This window comes from Pseudoxanthomonas sp. USHLN014, assembly GCF_037153335.1.
GTDB classification, from domain to species: domain Bacteria; phylum Pseudomonadota; class Gammaproteobacteria; order Xanthomonadales; family Xanthomonadaceae; genus Pseudoxanthomonas_A; species Pseudoxanthomonas_A winnipegensis.
Genome location: NZ_JBBCKO010000002.1, coordinates 1 through 14,295 on the forward strand (window position 1 = coordinate 1; position 14,295 = coordinate 14,295).

The following is a 14,295-nucleotide window of genomic DNA, read 5'->3' on the forward strand; positions in this document are numbered from 1 at the left end:
CCCCCCCCCCCGCCCCCCCCGGCCTCCCCGGCGGCCGCCCCGGGGCCCCCCCCCGGCGGGCGCGGGCCCTTCCTGGGTAGCCCCCCTCCGCCCCCTTGGCGGCTCCCACGAAAACATCAGGCGTCCAGCGGCGCCGGCCCTGGCGCGTCGGGCTGGCGCTCGGGGCTGGCGTGGATGAAGGCCGGCAGCGCCAGGCAGGCCTGCTCGATCCGGGCGATGGTCGGATAGGGCGACAGGTCCACCTCGAAGCGCCGCGCGTTGTACAGCTGCGGAATCAGGCAGCAATCGGCCAGGCCCGGCGCCTCGCCATGGCAATAGGTGCCGGTGACCAGATCATTGGCCAGCAGCGCCTCCATCGCCTGCAGCCCCTCGCCCACCCAGTGCCGCACCCAGGCCTCGCGCTCGACCGGCGGCACGCGCCATTCCTCGTCGAAGAAGCGCAGCACGCGCAGATTGCCCAGCGGGTGGATGTCGCAGGCCACCAGCTGCGCCAGCGCGCGCACGCGGGCGCGGTCGCGGGCGGTGGACGGCATCAGCGGCCGCTCCGGCCAGCTCTCGTCCAGATACTCCAGGATCGCCAGCGACTGGCGCAGCACCCGCTTGCCATGCATCAGCGTGGGCACCAGGTGCTGCGGGTTGAGCCGCGCATAGTCCGGATGGTGCTGCTGCCCGCCGTCGCGCACCAGGTGCACCGGCTCCAGTTCGTAGGGCAGGCCCTTGAGGTTCAGTCCGATGCGGACCCGGTAAGCGGCGCTGGAACGCCAATAGGAATACAGCCGCAGACGGTCGGACACGCGCAGAACCTCGAGGAATGTCGCACCGGCCTCCCCCATGGCGGCCGGAACCGGCGATTGTCGCGCACGCGGGCGCCATGCGCCCGCCTGATGCCTGCCCTAGGCCTGGCGTTCGACGCGCTGCTCGATCGCGCCGAACACCGAGGCCCCGTCGCGTCCGAGCATCTCGATGCGCACCGTGTCGCCGAACGCCAGGAACGGCGTGCTCGCCTGCCCGTCGCGCAGGGTCTCCACCACGCGCTGTTCGGCCAGGCAGGACGCGCCCTTGCCGGTGTCGTGGTTGGCGATGGTGCCCGAGCCGACCAGGGTGCCGGCCACCAGCGGCCGGGTCCGCGCGGCGTGCGCGATCAGCTGGGCGAAGTCGAACTGCATGTCCGCCCCGGCCTCCGGCTCGCCGAACCAGGCGCCGTTGAGCTGGGTGCGCATGGCCAGGTGCAGCTTGTGCCCGGCCCAGGCTTCGCCCAGCTCGTCCGGGGTGACCAGCACCGGCGAGAGCGCCGAGCGCGGCTTGGACTGCAGGAAGCCGAAGCCCTTGGCCAGCTCGGCCGGGATCAGATTGCGCAGGGACACGTCGTTGACCAGGCCGACCAGCTGGATGTGCTCGCCGGCGCGCGCCGCGTCCACGCCCATCGGCACGTCGTCGGTGACCACCACCACCTCGGCCTCCAGGTCGATGCCGAAGTCCTCGCTGGCCACGCGGATCGGCTCGCGCGGGCCCAGGAAGCCGGCGCTGGTGGCCTGGTACATCAGCGGATCGGTGTAGAAGCTCTCCGGCACCTGCGCGCCACGCGCCTGGCGCACGCGCTCGACATGGGCCAGATAGGCACTGCCATCGAGGAACTCGTAGGCCCGCGGCAGCGGCGCGGCCAGGGCCGCCATGTCCAGCGCGAAGACGCCGTCGGCCTGGTCCGTCTCCAGCGCCTGCGCCAGGGCCTGCAGGCGCGGGGCCAGGCTGGCCCACTCCTCCAGCGCGCGCTGCAGGGTCGGCGCGATGCCGACCGCGCGCACCGCACGCGACAGGTCGCGCGAGACCACGATCAGCGTGCCGTCGCGGCCGCCTTCCTTCAACGAACCCAGCTTCATTGCCCGCCCTCCACGGCTGCCCCAGCGAAATTGTTGCGATTGTAACCAGTTCGCCGGCAGGCGCGCTCAGTCCTCGCCCTGGAACGCCCCGGCCCGGTAGGTCAGCACCAGCGTGTCGCGGTGCCCGGCCTCGCCGGCCGGCTGGATCGGGGTGGACTCGTGGATCACCCGCGCGTCGTCCAGCAGCAGCGCCGACCACGGCTGGGCCAGGGTGAAGCGCTGGCCGTGGGTGCCTTCGGCCTCGAACACCCGCGTCTCGCCGCCCTTGATGTCCACCCGATCCACCAGCAGCACCACCACGAAGTCCACGCCGTCACGATGCGCGCCCTCGGGCGTGGGCCGGCCGATGCCGTCGGTGGTGTCGATGCGGAACTGGTGCGCCTCGACGAACCAGCGCGGCTGCCCGCGCAGTTGGGCGAACAGCCGGCCGAAGCCGTCGATCAGGCCCGACCACGCCGGCAGCGCCAGCGTCCGCGCCTCGACCGGCTCGAACCAGCGGTGCATGCCGCCGTGCAGGGCGTTGTAGTCCTCCGACTGCCAGTGCGCGCGGTGCGGCGCCAGCGTCAGCGCGTCGCCCTCCTGCACGAAGCAGGCGTGACGACGGCGGCGATAGCGCCCGCCGTCGCGCAGATACGTGTCCACCGCCAGATCGTCCCAGCCCGGCGCGAGCGCGGCCAGCGCCGCCTCGTCGCAGCCGGCGATGCTGCCCACCGCCGCGCGGTCGAGCACGGCGTAGCCGTCCACGCGCATGCGCTCGAGCACCTCGGCGGCCGGGGTCAGGGGAGGATTGGGAGAAACACGCATGAGCAGGCGCCGTATCGGGGAAGCGGCGGCGATGGCGGCCGCGGAACAGCCGGAAATTCTACACGCGGCCCCAGAGGCGCCCTTGCCCTTGGCGTTGAACAGACACAGCGGGCGCGGGCCCCGTTCAGCGCATGGCGGCGCCAGAGCGCGGGCAAGAAAAAACCCGCCATGAAGGCGGGTTCTTCTTGAAGATGGCAGCCCCGGAAGGATTCGAACCTCCGAATGCCTGAGTCAGAGTCAGGTGCCTTACCGCTTGGCGACGGGGCTATGGTGCAGCTGGGCGGCGAAGTATACGAACCACGCCGCCCAGGGTAAAGCGTAAAACGATCAGCGCTTGGAGAACTGCGTGGCGCGACGCGCCTTGTGCAGGCCGACCTTCTTGCGCTCGACTTCGCGCGCATCGCGGGTCATGAAACCGGCCTTGCGCAGCTCGGACTTCAGGGTCTCGTCGTACTCGACCAGCGCGCGGGCGATGCCCAGGCGGATCGCGCCGGCCTGGCCGGTGGTGCCACCGCCGGCGGCGGTCACGACGATGTCGAAGCTCTCGGTGTTCTTGGTCAGCTCCAGCGGCTGGCGCACGATCATGCGCGCGGTCTCACGGCCGAAGAACTCGTCCAGCGGACGGTCGTTGACGGTGATCTTGCCCGAGCCCTTGCGCAGGAACACGCGGGCGGTGGAGGACTTGCGACGGCCGGTGCCGTAGTTCTGAGTGATAGCCATGATTAGATGTCCAGGACCTGCGGCTGCTGTGCGGCGTGCGGATGGTTGGAACCGGCGTAGACCTTCAGCTTGCGGTACATGGCGCGGCCCAGCGGGCCCTTCGGCAGCATGCCCTTGACGGCGGTCTCGATCACGCGTTCCGGATGACGCTCCAGCGCCTGCTGCAGGGTCTCGGTCTTCAGGTTGCCGATGTAGCCGGTGAAGCGGTGATACTTCTTGTCGGTGAGCTTCTTGCCGGTGACAGTGATCTTCTCGGCGTTGATGACCACCAGGTAGTCACCGGTGTCGACGTGCGGGGTGTAGACCGGCTTGTGCTTGCCACGCAGGCGGCGGGCCAGCTCGGAGGACAGACGGCCCAGCGTTTTGCCGGAGGCGTCGACGAGGTACCAGTCGCGCTGGACGGTCTCGTTCTTTGCGGTGAACGTGCTCATGGAAGAAGCTCTTGTGTTTGGTCGGGCGGATTGCGCGTCCGGCGAACAGCCAGGGCGCGGAACTTTGCCACGCGTTGTGAAGGGTGAAACGGAAGGCGCGGAATTGTACGGATGCCGGCCTGGCATTGCAAGTGGCCGCCTGCGGCGGTTGGCAGGCGGCCACGGTGCGGGGGAACATGTCCCCATGGCCGCCTGCCGCGGCGCCTTTCGGACCGACCCGCTCCGCCATGACCGTCACCCGCCTGCATTCGCCGCTGGACCGCCTGCTGGACGAAGCCCAGCGCGCGCTGGAGACCACCCTGGGCAACCCCTCGGCGCAGCGTCCCTATCCGGCCGCCGCCACGCCCGAGATCGCCCTGGACCCGGCCGAGCGCCGCCACGCGGCCGGGCTGATGCGCATCAACCACGTCGGCGAGGTCTGCGCGCAGGCCTTGTATTCGGGCCAGGCCGCCGTGGCGCGCGACCCGGCCACCCGCGCCCACCTGCTGCACGCCGCCCAGGAGGAAACCGACCACCTGGCCTGGTGCGCGCGGCGCCTGCGCGAACTGGACAGCCGGCACAGCCTGCTCAATCCCCTGTGGTACTCGGGCAGCTACGCCATCGGCGTGCTGGCCGGCCTGCGCGGCGACGGCTGGAATCTGGGCTTCGTGGTCGAGACCGAGCGCCAGGTGGAGGCCCATCTGGACGAGCACCTGGACATCCTGCCGCCGGCCGACCTGCGCAGCCGCGACGTGCTGCAGGTGATGAAGGCCGACGAGGCCCGCCACGCCGACCAGGCCGAAGACGCCGGCGCCCGCACGCTGCCCTTCCCGATCCCCGGCGTGATGCAGTTCGCCTCGCAGGTGATGAAGACGGTGGCCTACCGGCTCTGAGCGAGCGCGGCCGGGCGCCAGGCGCTCGCTGCCGCTACTGGGGCAAAGCCCTTAGCTTTTGAAGCGAGGGCCGGCAGCCAGCCGATCTCGCCCCTCGCAACGAAGCAGCTCCGTGGGAGCCGCCATGGCGGCGATGAGGCTTTACCGGGGAAAGCCCTATCGCCGCCATGGCGGCTCCCACCCAGCGCTCTGCTCCGTAGGCCCGATCACGACACCAGCTTCAGGCCGACGACGCCGGCCACGATCAGCCCGATGCAGGCCAGCCGCGCGGGCGAGGCCGACTCGGCGAACAGCAGCATGCCGGCCACCGCCACGCCGGTGGCGCCGATGCCGGTCCACACCGCATAGGCCGTGCCGACCGGAATGCCCTTCATCGCCTGGGTCATCAGCCACAGGCTGGCGCCGGCGGCCAGCATCGTGCCCACGCTCGGCCACAGCCGGGTGAAGCCTTCGGTGTACTTCAGGCCCATGGCGAAACAGATTTCCAGCAGGCCGGCGGCCAGCAGATAGAGCCAGGACATGGCGAGTTCTCCTTTGCATCCAACAACGTTTTGAAACGCGCAGGGCCGTAAAAGCGAAACGGCCCGGGCGCGAGCCCGGACCGTCGTCGGTCATCCTGCGGCGCGGCCTTACGGGCCGCGGGCGGGTCGTCCCGCCTTGAGTTCAGGACTTTACGTCAGGCCCGTGCAACCGCGCCTGACCCGCGCCCTCACTCGGCCAGGTTGCGGCCGTGGAAGAGCTCCTCGATCTCGCGCTTGAGCAGGCTCTCGATCTTCATGCGCTCCTTGAACGAGAGGTTGCGCGCCTTCTCCTCGAACAGGTACTGGTCCAGATCGAAGTCGGTCAGGTGCATCTTGGTGTGGAAGATGTTTTCCTGATAGACGTTGACGTCGATCATCTCGTAGCGCGACTTGATGTTCTTGGCCATGAAGTCCTGGATCGAGTTGATCTTGTGATCGATGTAGTGCTTCTTGCCCTTGATGTCGCGGGTGAAGCCACGGACGCGGTAGTCCATGATCACGATGTCCGACTCGAACGACTCGATCAGGTAGTTCAGCGCCTTCAGCGGCGAGATCACACCGCAGGTGGCCACGTCGATGTCCGCGCGGAAGGTCGCGATGCCCGCCTGCGGATGGGTCTCCGGATAGGTGTGGACGGTGATGTGGCTCTTGTCCAGGTGCGCGACCACCGCATCGGAGATCACCTCCTTGCCGGCCTGCTTCTTGTCGATCACCGGTTCCTCGGAAATGAGGATGGTGACCGACGCCCCCTGCGGGTCGTAGTCCTGGCGCGCGACGTTGAGGATGTTGGCGCCGATGATTTCAGCCACATCCGTCAGGATCTGGGTCAGGCGGTCGGCGTTGTACTCTTCATCGATGTACTCGATGTAGCGCTGGCGCTCGTCCTCGGACACGGCATAGCAGACGTCGTAGATATTGAAGCTCAGCGCCTTGGTGAGGTTGTTGAAGCCCTGCAGCCTCAGACGCGGCAGTGGTTTGACCACGGCAGTGGGACCTGTGAAGGAAACGGGTGAAGGGACGAATTATGGGGCAAATGCCCTGACGGTGAAATGACACCGCACCGCGCATTGCCGTGAGCGACACATTCAGACTAAGCTCGCTGACATTCGCTTCAGTTCAAGAGCCGACATGAAAGCAGGTCTTCCACCGAGCCTGACCCGTTCGCCGGCCGGCGCGCTGATCCCGGATCTGACGACCATCGAGTCGTTTCTGTCCAACAGCCACCGCCGCCGCTACCCCGCCCGGGCCGATGTCTTCCGCCCCGGCGACCCGGCTGGAACCCTGTACTACGTGGTCAGCGGCTCGGTCAGCATCCTGGCCGAGGAAGACGAGGACCGTGAGCTGGTGCTGGGCTACTTCGGCCCGGGCGAGTTCGTCGGCGAGATGGGCCTGTTCATCGAGTCGGACAAGCGCGAGGTGGTGCTGCGCACCCGCACCCAGTGCGAACTGGCCGAGATCAGCTACGAGCGCCTGCACCAGCTCTTCGGCGGCCAGCTGGCCTCGGATGCGGCCAAGCTGCTGTTCGCCATCGGCACCCAGCTCTCGCGCCGCCTGCTGGATACCAGCCGCAAGGCCAGCCGCCTGGCCTTCCTGGATGTGACCGACCGCATCATTCGCACCCTGCACGACCTGGCCCACGAGCCGGAGGCCATGAGCCACCCGCAGGGGACCCAGCTGCGCGTCTCGCGCCAGGAGCTGGCCCGTCTGGTCGGTTGCTCGCGCGAGATGGCCGGCCGGGTGCTGAAGAAGCTGCAGGCCGACGGCCTGCTGCATGCCCGGGGCAAGACGGTGGTGCTGTACGGGACGCGCTGATTGTGGCCCCCTCGGCGCGGGGCGCCGTGGGGCGGGATTCGGGATTCGGGATTCGGGATTCGGGATTCGGGATTCGGGATTGCAGTGTTCGCTACCCCGCGGCGGGTGCGCGGGCGGGATTGCCGGCGGTAAGGCGGCGTTCGTTTTTCTGGGGGCCGGGCGCGCGATGATCGCGGCCGGGATGCGGTCGCCGAGGGCGTCGCGTCTGGTCTGTCCCAGTCCCTGCCCCGCGAGATCGCGATGCGCCGTGCCTTTTTGATCCTGCTGGCGTTGCTGTGCGTGGCGCTGTCGGCGCCGCCTGCGCGGGCGGACGAGGCCTTCGCCCGGCTCGGGCGCGGGGTCAACATCCTCGGCTACGACCCGATGTGGAGCGACCCGGACAAGGCGCGCTTCCGTCCGCCGCTGTACCGCACGATCCGCGACGGCGGCTTCCGCACGGTGCGGGTCAATCTGCAGGCCTTCGCCCAAATGGACGCGGACAACCGCCTGGACCCGGCCTGGCTGCAGACCCTGGACACGGTGGTCGCGCAGGCCACGGCGGCGGGCCTGAACGTGATCCTGGACGAGCACGACTTCCACCCTTGCGCCGCCGACGCGGCCGTGTGCCGGGCCAAACTGCTGGCCTTCTGGAGCCAGGTCGCGCCGCGCTACCGTCAGGCGCCGTCCTCGGTGCTGTTCGAGATCCTCAACGAGCCCAACGGCCAGATGACCAGCGAGGCGTGGAACGCCCTGCTGCGCGATGCGCTGCGCATCATCCGCCGCGACAACCCGACCCGCACGGTGGTGATCGGCCCGGCCAGCAGCAATGCCTACACGGCGCTGGACCGCCTGAGCCTGCCCGACGACGACCCGCATCTGCTGGTGACCGTGCACTACTACAACCCGTTCCGGTTCACCCACCAGGGCGCGTCGTGGGCGCCGGCGGAGATCCGCGACCACACCGGCGTGCACTGGGGCAGCGCAGCCGACCGGGCCAAGCTGTACCACGAGTTCGACCGCATCGCGGCCTGGGCGCAGGCGCATCACCGGCCGATCCTGCTAGGCGAATTCGGCACCTACGAACAGGCCCCGGCGGACGACCGGCTGGCCTGGACCGTGGCGGTGGTCAATGCCGCGGAGAAGCGCCATTTCGCCTGGGCGTACTGGCAGTTCGAAGGCAGCTTCGGCACCTACGACATCGGCCGCGGCGTGTGGATCGCCTCGCTGCACCATGCGCTGGTGGACAGCGACAGCGCCTACGCCGGCGCCGGCCGCTGACCGCGGGGAAACCTTGCAGGTCGCGACGTGCAGCGACCTGCCGCGCTTGCGCGGATCAAACGCCGGTGGCGTCGCCGGCGCGGTCGCGGCAGCCCCAGTTGAGGATGGGCGTGCCGGCCGGCAGCACGCGGCGGAACAGCTCCACCGCGCTGTGCTTGGGATTGACCACCACCGCGCGCCGCGCGGCCTTAAGCAGCGGCAGGTCGGCCGTGCTGTCCGAATAGGCCATGGCGATCTCGCCATAGCCCTGCTCGCGCAGCATGCGCATCTTCTCTTCGTGATGGCAGTGGCGGCGCGCGGCCACGGCACCGAACTTCGGGCCGACCACGGTGCCGATCACCGGCACGTCCTGATGGGCGACGAAGGACAGGATCGCGCGGGCCAGCTCCGGCGGGGCGCCGGTGGCCACCACAACCCGGTCGCCGGCGTCGCGATGGGCGGCGAAGACCGCCAGCGCGGCGGGCAGCAGCCGGGCCCGCATCTGCGCGCGGTTGGCCTCGACGTAGCGGTCGATCAGCGCATCCAGGTCGCGGCGGCGGTGCAGGCCGAAGGTGGCGATCCACACATAGCCGGAGATGCCGCGCCGGCGCGTGGGCAGCATCGCCACCAGCGGCCCCAGCAGCGGGGTCAGCGCCAGCGCGACCGCCGTGCGCAGCCAGCTGCGCCGGATCAGCCAGGCGAACAGGTGGCTGCCCGAGTCGCCGTCGTACAGGGTGTGGTCGAAGTCGAACACCACCACCGGCGCGTCGGCGGCCGGCACCGGGTGCGGCCCGGCCGCGCTCATGCGGCGAAGAACAGCTGGCGCAGCGACTCGCCCGGCTCGGGCGTGCGCATGAAGGTCTCGCCGACCAGGAAGGCGTGCACCCCCTGCCCGCGCATCGTGGCCACATCGTCGGCGGTGACGATGCCGCTCTCGGTCACCAGGATGCGGTCGCGCGGCACGGCGTGGCGCATGTCCAGGGTGTTGTTCAGCGACACCTCGAAGGTGCGCAGGTTGCGGTTGTTGATGCCCAACAGCGGCGCCGGCACCTGCAGCGCGCGTTCGAGCTCGTCGATGTCGTGGACCTCGACCAGCACGTCCATGCCCAGCCGCATGGCCAGGTCGGCCAGCGACACCAGTTGGTCGTCGTCCAGGGCCGCGACGATCAGCAGGATGCAGTCGGCGCCCAGCACGCGCGCCTCGTACACCTGATAGGGATCGATGGTGAAATCCTTGCGCAGCACCGGCAGGGTGCAAGCCTCGCGCGCCTGCTGCAGGTAGGCGTCGGCGCCCTGGAAGAAGTCCACATCGGTCAGCACCGACAGGCAGCTGGCGCCGCCGAATTCGTAGCTCACCGCGATCTCGGCCGGATTGAAGTCCGCGCGGATCACGCCCTTGGACGGGCTGGCCTTCTTGACCTCGGCGATCACGCCCGGCTCGCCGGCGGCGATGGCCCGGCGCAGCGCATCGGCGAAGCCGCGCACGGGCGAGGCGTCGCCCACGCGCGCGATCAGGTCGTCCAGCGGAACCTGTGCGCTGCGCGCAGCGATTTCCTCGCGCTTGCGGGCCAGGATGGTGTCGAGGATGTCGCTCATGGGGTCTTGTGCATGCCGCGTGCGGCGCGGCCGGAGGGGAATTGTCGCATTGTCGCCCGTCGCGGGCCTGACCCGGCGGTCAGGGGCCGCCGTAGGCGCGCTCGACCCGCGCGATCCGCAGCTCGAAATGGCTGTACCAGTCGCGGCGGCCGGTGGCGCGCACCGCGGCGTGCTCGGTATGGGCGCGCCAGGCGGCGATGGCGGCTTCGCTGTCCCAGTAGGAAATGGTGATGCCGAAGCCATCGGCGCCGCGCGCCGATTCCACCCCGAGGAAACCGGGCTGCTGGCGCGCCAGCGCGACCATGCGCGCCGCCGCTTCGCCGTAGGCGGCGTCATCGCCCGCGCTGCGACGCGAGGAGAAGGCCACCGACCAGTACGGCGGCCTGGGCAGCGTGGCGAAGGCGGCGTCGCTCACGACAGCGCGCAGGTGAAGTCCACGTACTGGCGCAGCTTGTCGGCGGCGCGCCCGTCGGCGATGGCCGCGCGCGCCGCCTCGATGCCGGCGGCGATCGAGTCGCGCACCCCGGCCACATACAGCGCCGCGCCGGCGTTGTAGGCGACGATGTCCAGCGCCGGGCCGGGCTCGCCGGCCAGCACCGCGCGCAGCATCGCGATGGACTGTTCGGGGCCGTCCACCTTGAGGTTGCGGCTGGCCGACATGGCGATGCCGAAGTCCTCCGGATGCAGTTCGTACTCGCGCACCTTGCCGTCGCGCAGTTCCCCCACCAGCGTGCCGGCGCCGAGCGAGAGTTCGTCCATGCCGTCGCGCCCCCACACCACCAGCGCGCGCTCGGCGCCAAGCTGGTGCAGCACGCGCGCCTGGATGCCGACCAGGTCGGGATGGAATACGCCCATCAGGATGTTCGGCGCGCCGGCCGGGTTGGTCAGCGGCCCCAGGATGTTGAAGATGGTGCGCACGCCCATCTCGCGCCGCACCGGCGCGACCACCTTCATCGCCGGGTGGTGGATGGGCGCGAACATGAAGCCGATACCGGTGGCGGCGATGGCCTGGGCGACCTGCTCGGGCTGCAGCTCGATGCGCGCGCCCAGGGCCTCGAGCGCGTCGGCGCTGCCGGACTTGGACGAGACGCTGCGGTTGCCGTGCTTGGCGACCTTGGCCCCGGCCGCGGCGGCGACGAACATCGCGCAGGTGGAGATGTTGAAGGTGTGCGAGCCATCGCCGCCAGTGCCGACGATATCGACCATGTGCGTGCGATCGGCCACCTCGACCGCGCGCGAGAACTCGCGCATCACCGTGGCCGCGCCGGCGATCTCGCCGATGGTCTCCTTCTTCACCCGCAGGCCGGTGATGATGGCGGCGGTCATCAGCGGCGACATCTCGCCGCGCATGACCTGGCGCATCAGGCCGACCATCTCGTCGAAGAAGATCTCGCGATGCTCGATGGTGCGCTGCAGGGCCTCCTGCGCGGTGATCGTCATGCGCGGGGCTCCAGGAAGTTCTTCAGCAGCGCGTGGCGGCACTGGGTGAGGCGGGTAAAGCTGTCGTGGCTGTCGATCATCGGCAACATGCAAGACCTGTCCATGCGGTTCCAGAGGCCCGGCATCTTCCAGAGGCAATCGAGCCCGCATCGGTACCGCGATCGCCTCGGGGACCCGCGACTGGAAGGACGCCGTGCCGGGGGGCGGGATTCTCTCACGTCCAAGCGCAAGCCGGTCCGGTGCCGCCGCTGGCAGTCCGCCAGCGCCCGACCGCCTCCTGGACTCACTGGAACTGCTTGCGCAGGCTCAACGTGATCGCCCGGCCGATCGGGTCGAGCAGCTCCGGCTGGTAGCTCGCGGGCACCGCGCCGGTGCCGTCGAGCACCTTCACGCGCCTGTCGAACAGGTTGGCGACCGTCAAGGTCATCCGCGTGCCCCGCAACCACGGATGATCCTGCGCCAGTGGCATGCGGCCCGTGTTGGCGAAGGCGCGCAGGTTGAACGTCGTCAGGCCCGAAAAATCCAGATTGCCCGTCTCCGCGCCGCCGCCCTCCGCCCGGGTGCCGCTACGCGAAGTGAAGCTGAGCCGCACGCCATACGCCGAGCGCGTATAGGCGATGCTGCCATCGATCTGGTTGCGCGCCACGCCGCCGCTGCCGCCGATCGCATCGCCGCCGAGCAGATTCAGCCACGGCAGGCCGTTGCGAATCAGGACGCGGTCGGAAAACACCACGGTGTCGTACAGCGACCACACGATCTGCCCCTGCATCATCGAGGCAGGCATCCCCCCGCCGAAGCCACGCCCGCCACCACCGCCGCCCAGGCCCCGATCGCCTCCGCCCTGCCACCGGCCCTCGCGGGCCTGATCCGGCGGCGGGGCATCGCCTCCCGTGCCTCCCGGGCTTCCAGCGCCGCCATCGGCCGCATTGCCGCCACCGCGTGCGGCGAAGCTGGCCCGCGTCATGTCAGGCGGCGGCGACGCGCTGCTGAAGAAGCCGGAGACCGAATGCGCATCGTTGACCCCGAAGCGCAGCTGCCGGCGCCGTTCCTCGGCGAAATTGAGCGGGCGGCTGTCCACCTCGACCAGGTTGCCGTCGTCGTCGGTGAGGAAGCGGTCGCTCAGCGCGGCCTGCAGGGCCGCGGTGGCCGGCGGCAGGCTACCGACGGGATCGCGCGTGTCGGTGTCGCTGTAGTTGAAGACGATGGACAGTCGCCGCTGATCGAACGGCTTGATGTTGATGCCGGCCCGGAAACGGTGCTGGTCGCTGGCCAGCAGATCGGGATTTCCGCCACTGATCGAGGTGACGCTGACGGTTTGCCCGGTGGCGTAATCGAACACGCGCGTGCCGATGCTGGTGATGACCGGGTTGGCCAGCTGGGTCAGGGTGGGCGCGGTCTTGCCGGCGTCGAGGTTGGCGGTGAACGTGAGCCGCGTCATCGGCGACCAGCGAAGGCCATAGCCCCAGCGCTGCAGGTCCTGGCCGTAGTCGGAAAGACGATCGAGCTGCGCATGCGCGTTGATCGACAGGTCGCCGAACCTGCCGAGCGTCTCCTGGCCGCGATTGATCAACGGCACCTCGATGCTCGCGGTCGCGCTGGCATCGTTGCGCTTGAAGTCGGCGATGCGCTGCCGGCCGCCCATGCGCGCCACATTGTCGATGCGGCTGTCGGTGTCGGCCAGGCCCAGGCTCACGATCGCATCGCCGGCCGGCAGCTTCAGCAGCGTACCGTTCACCAACACTTGCAGGTTCTTCGTGTCGGACAGCGAAGTGGCGATGTTGGGCGCGTTGCGCGGGAACATCGCCCCGGTCAACAGGCCGTAGGGATCGAAGTCCGCATCGCCCGCATCCAGCAGCGCCTGCGCCGCGCTGTTGTCCACGCCGGCATCGGTGACGGTGCGGCTGCCGGCACGGTTCCAGTAGCCCACCACCGAAAGATGCCAGGCACTGTCGAAATCGTGGTTGAGCGTGCCGCCGAAACGGCTGCTCCAGCCTTTCGAATGCTGGCCCAGCACCACCGGCACATAGCGGTACACGCGCTGTCCGTCGGCGGACTGCGCGAAGGGATCATCCGCCGGGACGTCCAATGCGGTCCCGGCATAGCCGCGCTCGCCATCGCTGGTATTGAGGTTGCCCGTGTAGTTCAAGGTCAACGAGGTGCGATCCCCCAGTGCCCTGCTCAGGACCGCGTTGCCATCCACCGCGTGACTGGCGTTGGCGAGGCTGCGCGCGGCGCGCGGGTCCAGCGGATCTTCGGCCTGCGTGTCGTAGCCCGGCTGCACCGGCACGGCCGCGATGTCGCGCTCGTCCTCGGTCAGCATCGTGTTGGCCGTGTACTTCAGGTCCAGGTTGAGGCGATCGTCGTCGTGCAGGATGAAGCGGTCCAGGTCGGCGACGCCGGTTTCCATGCCGCCTTCGCTCGGTGCGCTGCCATCCAGCTGCGCGGTATAGCGGTTGAAGCGCGGCACCAGCACGACATTCACCACCTTCTGGTCGGGCGGATAGCCGTACAGCAAGGCCTCCTCTTCCGGCAGCACGTCGACGCGGCGGATCGCTTCGGTGGGGATGTCCTTGATTTCCTGCATGCCGGAAATCCGCTTGCCGTTGAGCAGCACGATCGGCGTCGAATCGCCGCTATCGCTGGTGGTCATCGGCGCGATCAGGCCGAGCAACTCCTCCACGGTGGAGGCGCCATAGCTCTGCACCTCCATGCGGCCCAGCTGCAGCTCCGGCCGGATCGTGCCGAGGGCCGCGCCGGGTTCGCTCGGGAGACGACTCGCGGTGACCTTCACCGCGTCGAGCGTGTCGATGGGAGAGGCGACCTCCCCGCCCTCGCCCTGCGCCGGCGGCGCCGCGGGGGGCGCGGATTGCTGGGCATGCGCCGTGCCGGCGATCAAGGCGAGCGCGAGTAAGGGTCGAGGTAATCTCATATCGCCTACAACGCGCCAAGTGCGACCGCGTTGACAGGCGGCCGCGATGAAGTGGAG

Annotated in this window: 15 protein-coding genes and 1 tRNA gene; 3 read left to right on the plus strand and 13 right to left on the minus strand. The window is 69.5% G+C overall.

From position 1 onward, the window contains the following. Positions 1-116 precede the first annotated feature (116 nt). From maiA to rplM, 6 genes are all read right to left on the minus strand, one after another. Entirely contained in the window at positions 117-794 is a 678-nt protein-coding gene (gene maiA / locus WFQ05_RS03985; RefSeq protein WP_337052757.1) for a maleylacetoacetate isomerase, read from the minus strand. Between the two features lie 99 nt (positions 795-893). Next, complete coding sequence (locus WFQ05_RS03990) at positions 894-1,877, minus strand: fumarylacetoacetate hydrolase family protein (protein ID WP_130523738.1); 984 nt, start codon at positions 1,875-1,877, stop codon at positions 894-896. 66 nt (positions 1,878-1,943) lie between these two features. After that, positions 1,944-2,681 (minus strand): 2OG-Fe dioxygenase family protein, encoded by a 738-nt coding sequence (locus WFQ05_RS03995; protein ID WP_337052758.1) that lies wholly within the window; start codon positions 2,679-2,681, stop codon positions 1,944-1,946. Positions 2,682-2,873: 192 nt separating this feature from the next. Then, positions 2,874-2,948, minus strand: a tRNA-Gln gene (locus WFQ05_RS04000). A 60-nt stretch (positions 2,949-3,008) separates the two neighbouring features. After that, entirely contained in the window at positions 3,009-3,401 is a 393-nt protein-coding gene (gene rpsI, locus WFQ05_RS04005; RefSeq protein WP_130515233.1) for a 30S ribosomal protein S9, read from the minus strand. Between the two features lie 2 nt (positions 3,402-3,403). Then, positions 3,404-3,832, minus strand: a complete 429-nt coding sequence (gene rplM, locus WFQ05_RS04010; protein WP_130515231.1) for a 50S ribosomal protein L13 — start codon at positions 3,830-3,832, stop codon at positions 3,404-3,406. A 227-nt stretch (positions 3,833-4,059) separates the two neighbouring features. Between rplM and coq7 the strand changes: the two genes are divergently transcribed. After that, positions 4,060-4,704 (plus strand): 2-polyprenyl-3-methyl-6-methoxy-1,4-benzoquinone monooxygenase, encoded by a 645-nt coding sequence (gene coq7, locus WFQ05_RS04015; RefSeq protein WP_337052761.1) that lies wholly within the window; start codon positions 4,060-4,062, stop codon positions 4,702-4,704. A gap of 206 nt (positions 4,705-4,910) precedes the next feature. On the opposite strand, the gene sugE is transcribed toward coq7, so the two are convergent. Both sugE and speD read right to left on the minus strand, forming a co-directional pair. Then, complete coding sequence (sugE, locus tag WFQ05_RS04020; protein ID WP_130515227.1) at positions 4,911-5,225, minus strand: quaternary ammonium compound efflux SMR transporter SugE; 315 nt, start codon at positions 5,223-5,225, stop codon at positions 4,911-4,913. Between the two features lie 188 nt (positions 5,226-5,413). After that, on the minus strand, positions 5,414-6,208 hold the full coding sequence (gene speD / locus WFQ05_RS04025; RefSeq protein WP_130515225.1) for an adenosylmethionine decarboxylase: 795 nt from the start codon (positions 6,206-6,208) through the stop codon (positions 5,414-5,416). Between the two features lie 145 nt (positions 6,209-6,353). Here speD and crp point away from each other — a divergent pair, with 145 nt between their 5' ends. Both crp and WFQ05_RS04035 read left to right on the plus strand, forming a co-directional pair. Beyond that, positions 6,354-7,037 carry a cAMP-activated global transcriptional regulator CRP gene (gene crp / locus WFQ05_RS04030; RefSeq protein WP_130515220.1) on the plus strand — a complete coding sequence of 228 codons (684 nt, stop codon included), beginning with the start codon at positions 6,354-6,356 and terminating at the stop codon, positions 7,035-7,037. A 240-nt stretch (positions 7,038-7,277) separates the two neighbouring features. Beyond that, on the plus strand, positions 7,278-8,294 hold the full coding sequence (locus tag WFQ05_RS04035; RefSeq protein ID WP_337052763.1) for a glycoside hydrolase family 5 protein: 1,017 nt from the start codon (positions 7,278-7,280) through the stop codon (positions 8,292-8,294). A 55-nt stretch (positions 8,295-8,349) separates the two neighbouring features. On the opposite strand, the gene WFQ05_RS04040 is transcribed toward WFQ05_RS04035, so the two are convergent. The 5 genes from WFQ05_RS04040 to WFQ05_RS04060 form a co-directional block, all read right to left on the minus strand. Further along, positions 8,350-9,078, minus strand: a complete 729-nt coding sequence (locus tag WFQ05_RS04040) for a haloacid dehalogenase-like hydrolase (protein ID WP_337052764.1) — start codon at positions 9,076-9,078, stop codon at positions 8,350-8,352. Continuing rightward, positions 9,075-9,869, minus strand: coding sequence for an indole-3-glycerol phosphate synthase TrpC (trpC, locus tag WFQ05_RS04045; RefSeq protein WP_130515216.1), 795 nt, complete (start codon positions 9,867-9,869; stop codon positions 9,075-9,077). Before trpC ends, WFQ05_RS04040 begins: the two co-directional genes overlap by 4 nt. Positions 9,870-9,948: 79 nt before the next feature. After that, positions 9,949-10,284 (minus strand): antibiotic biosynthesis monooxygenase, encoded by a 336-nt coding sequence (locus tag WFQ05_RS04050; protein WP_337052766.1) that lies wholly within the window; start codon positions 10,282-10,284, stop codon positions 9,949-9,951. Next, positions 10,281-11,309, minus strand: coding sequence for an anthranilate phosphoribosyltransferase (gene trpD / locus WFQ05_RS04055; protein WP_337052767.1), 1,029 nt, complete (start codon positions 11,307-11,309; stop codon positions 10,281-10,283). The genes WFQ05_RS04050 and trpD overlap by 4 nt, the downstream gene beginning before the upstream one ends. Positions 11,310-11,592: 283 nt before the next feature. Continuing rightward, positions 11,593-14,205, minus strand: coding sequence for a hypothetical protein (locus WFQ05_RS04060; RefSeq protein ID WP_337052768.1), 2,613 nt, complete (start codon positions 14,203-14,205; stop codon positions 11,593-11,595). Between the last annotated feature and the right edge of the window lie 90 nt (positions 14,206-14,295).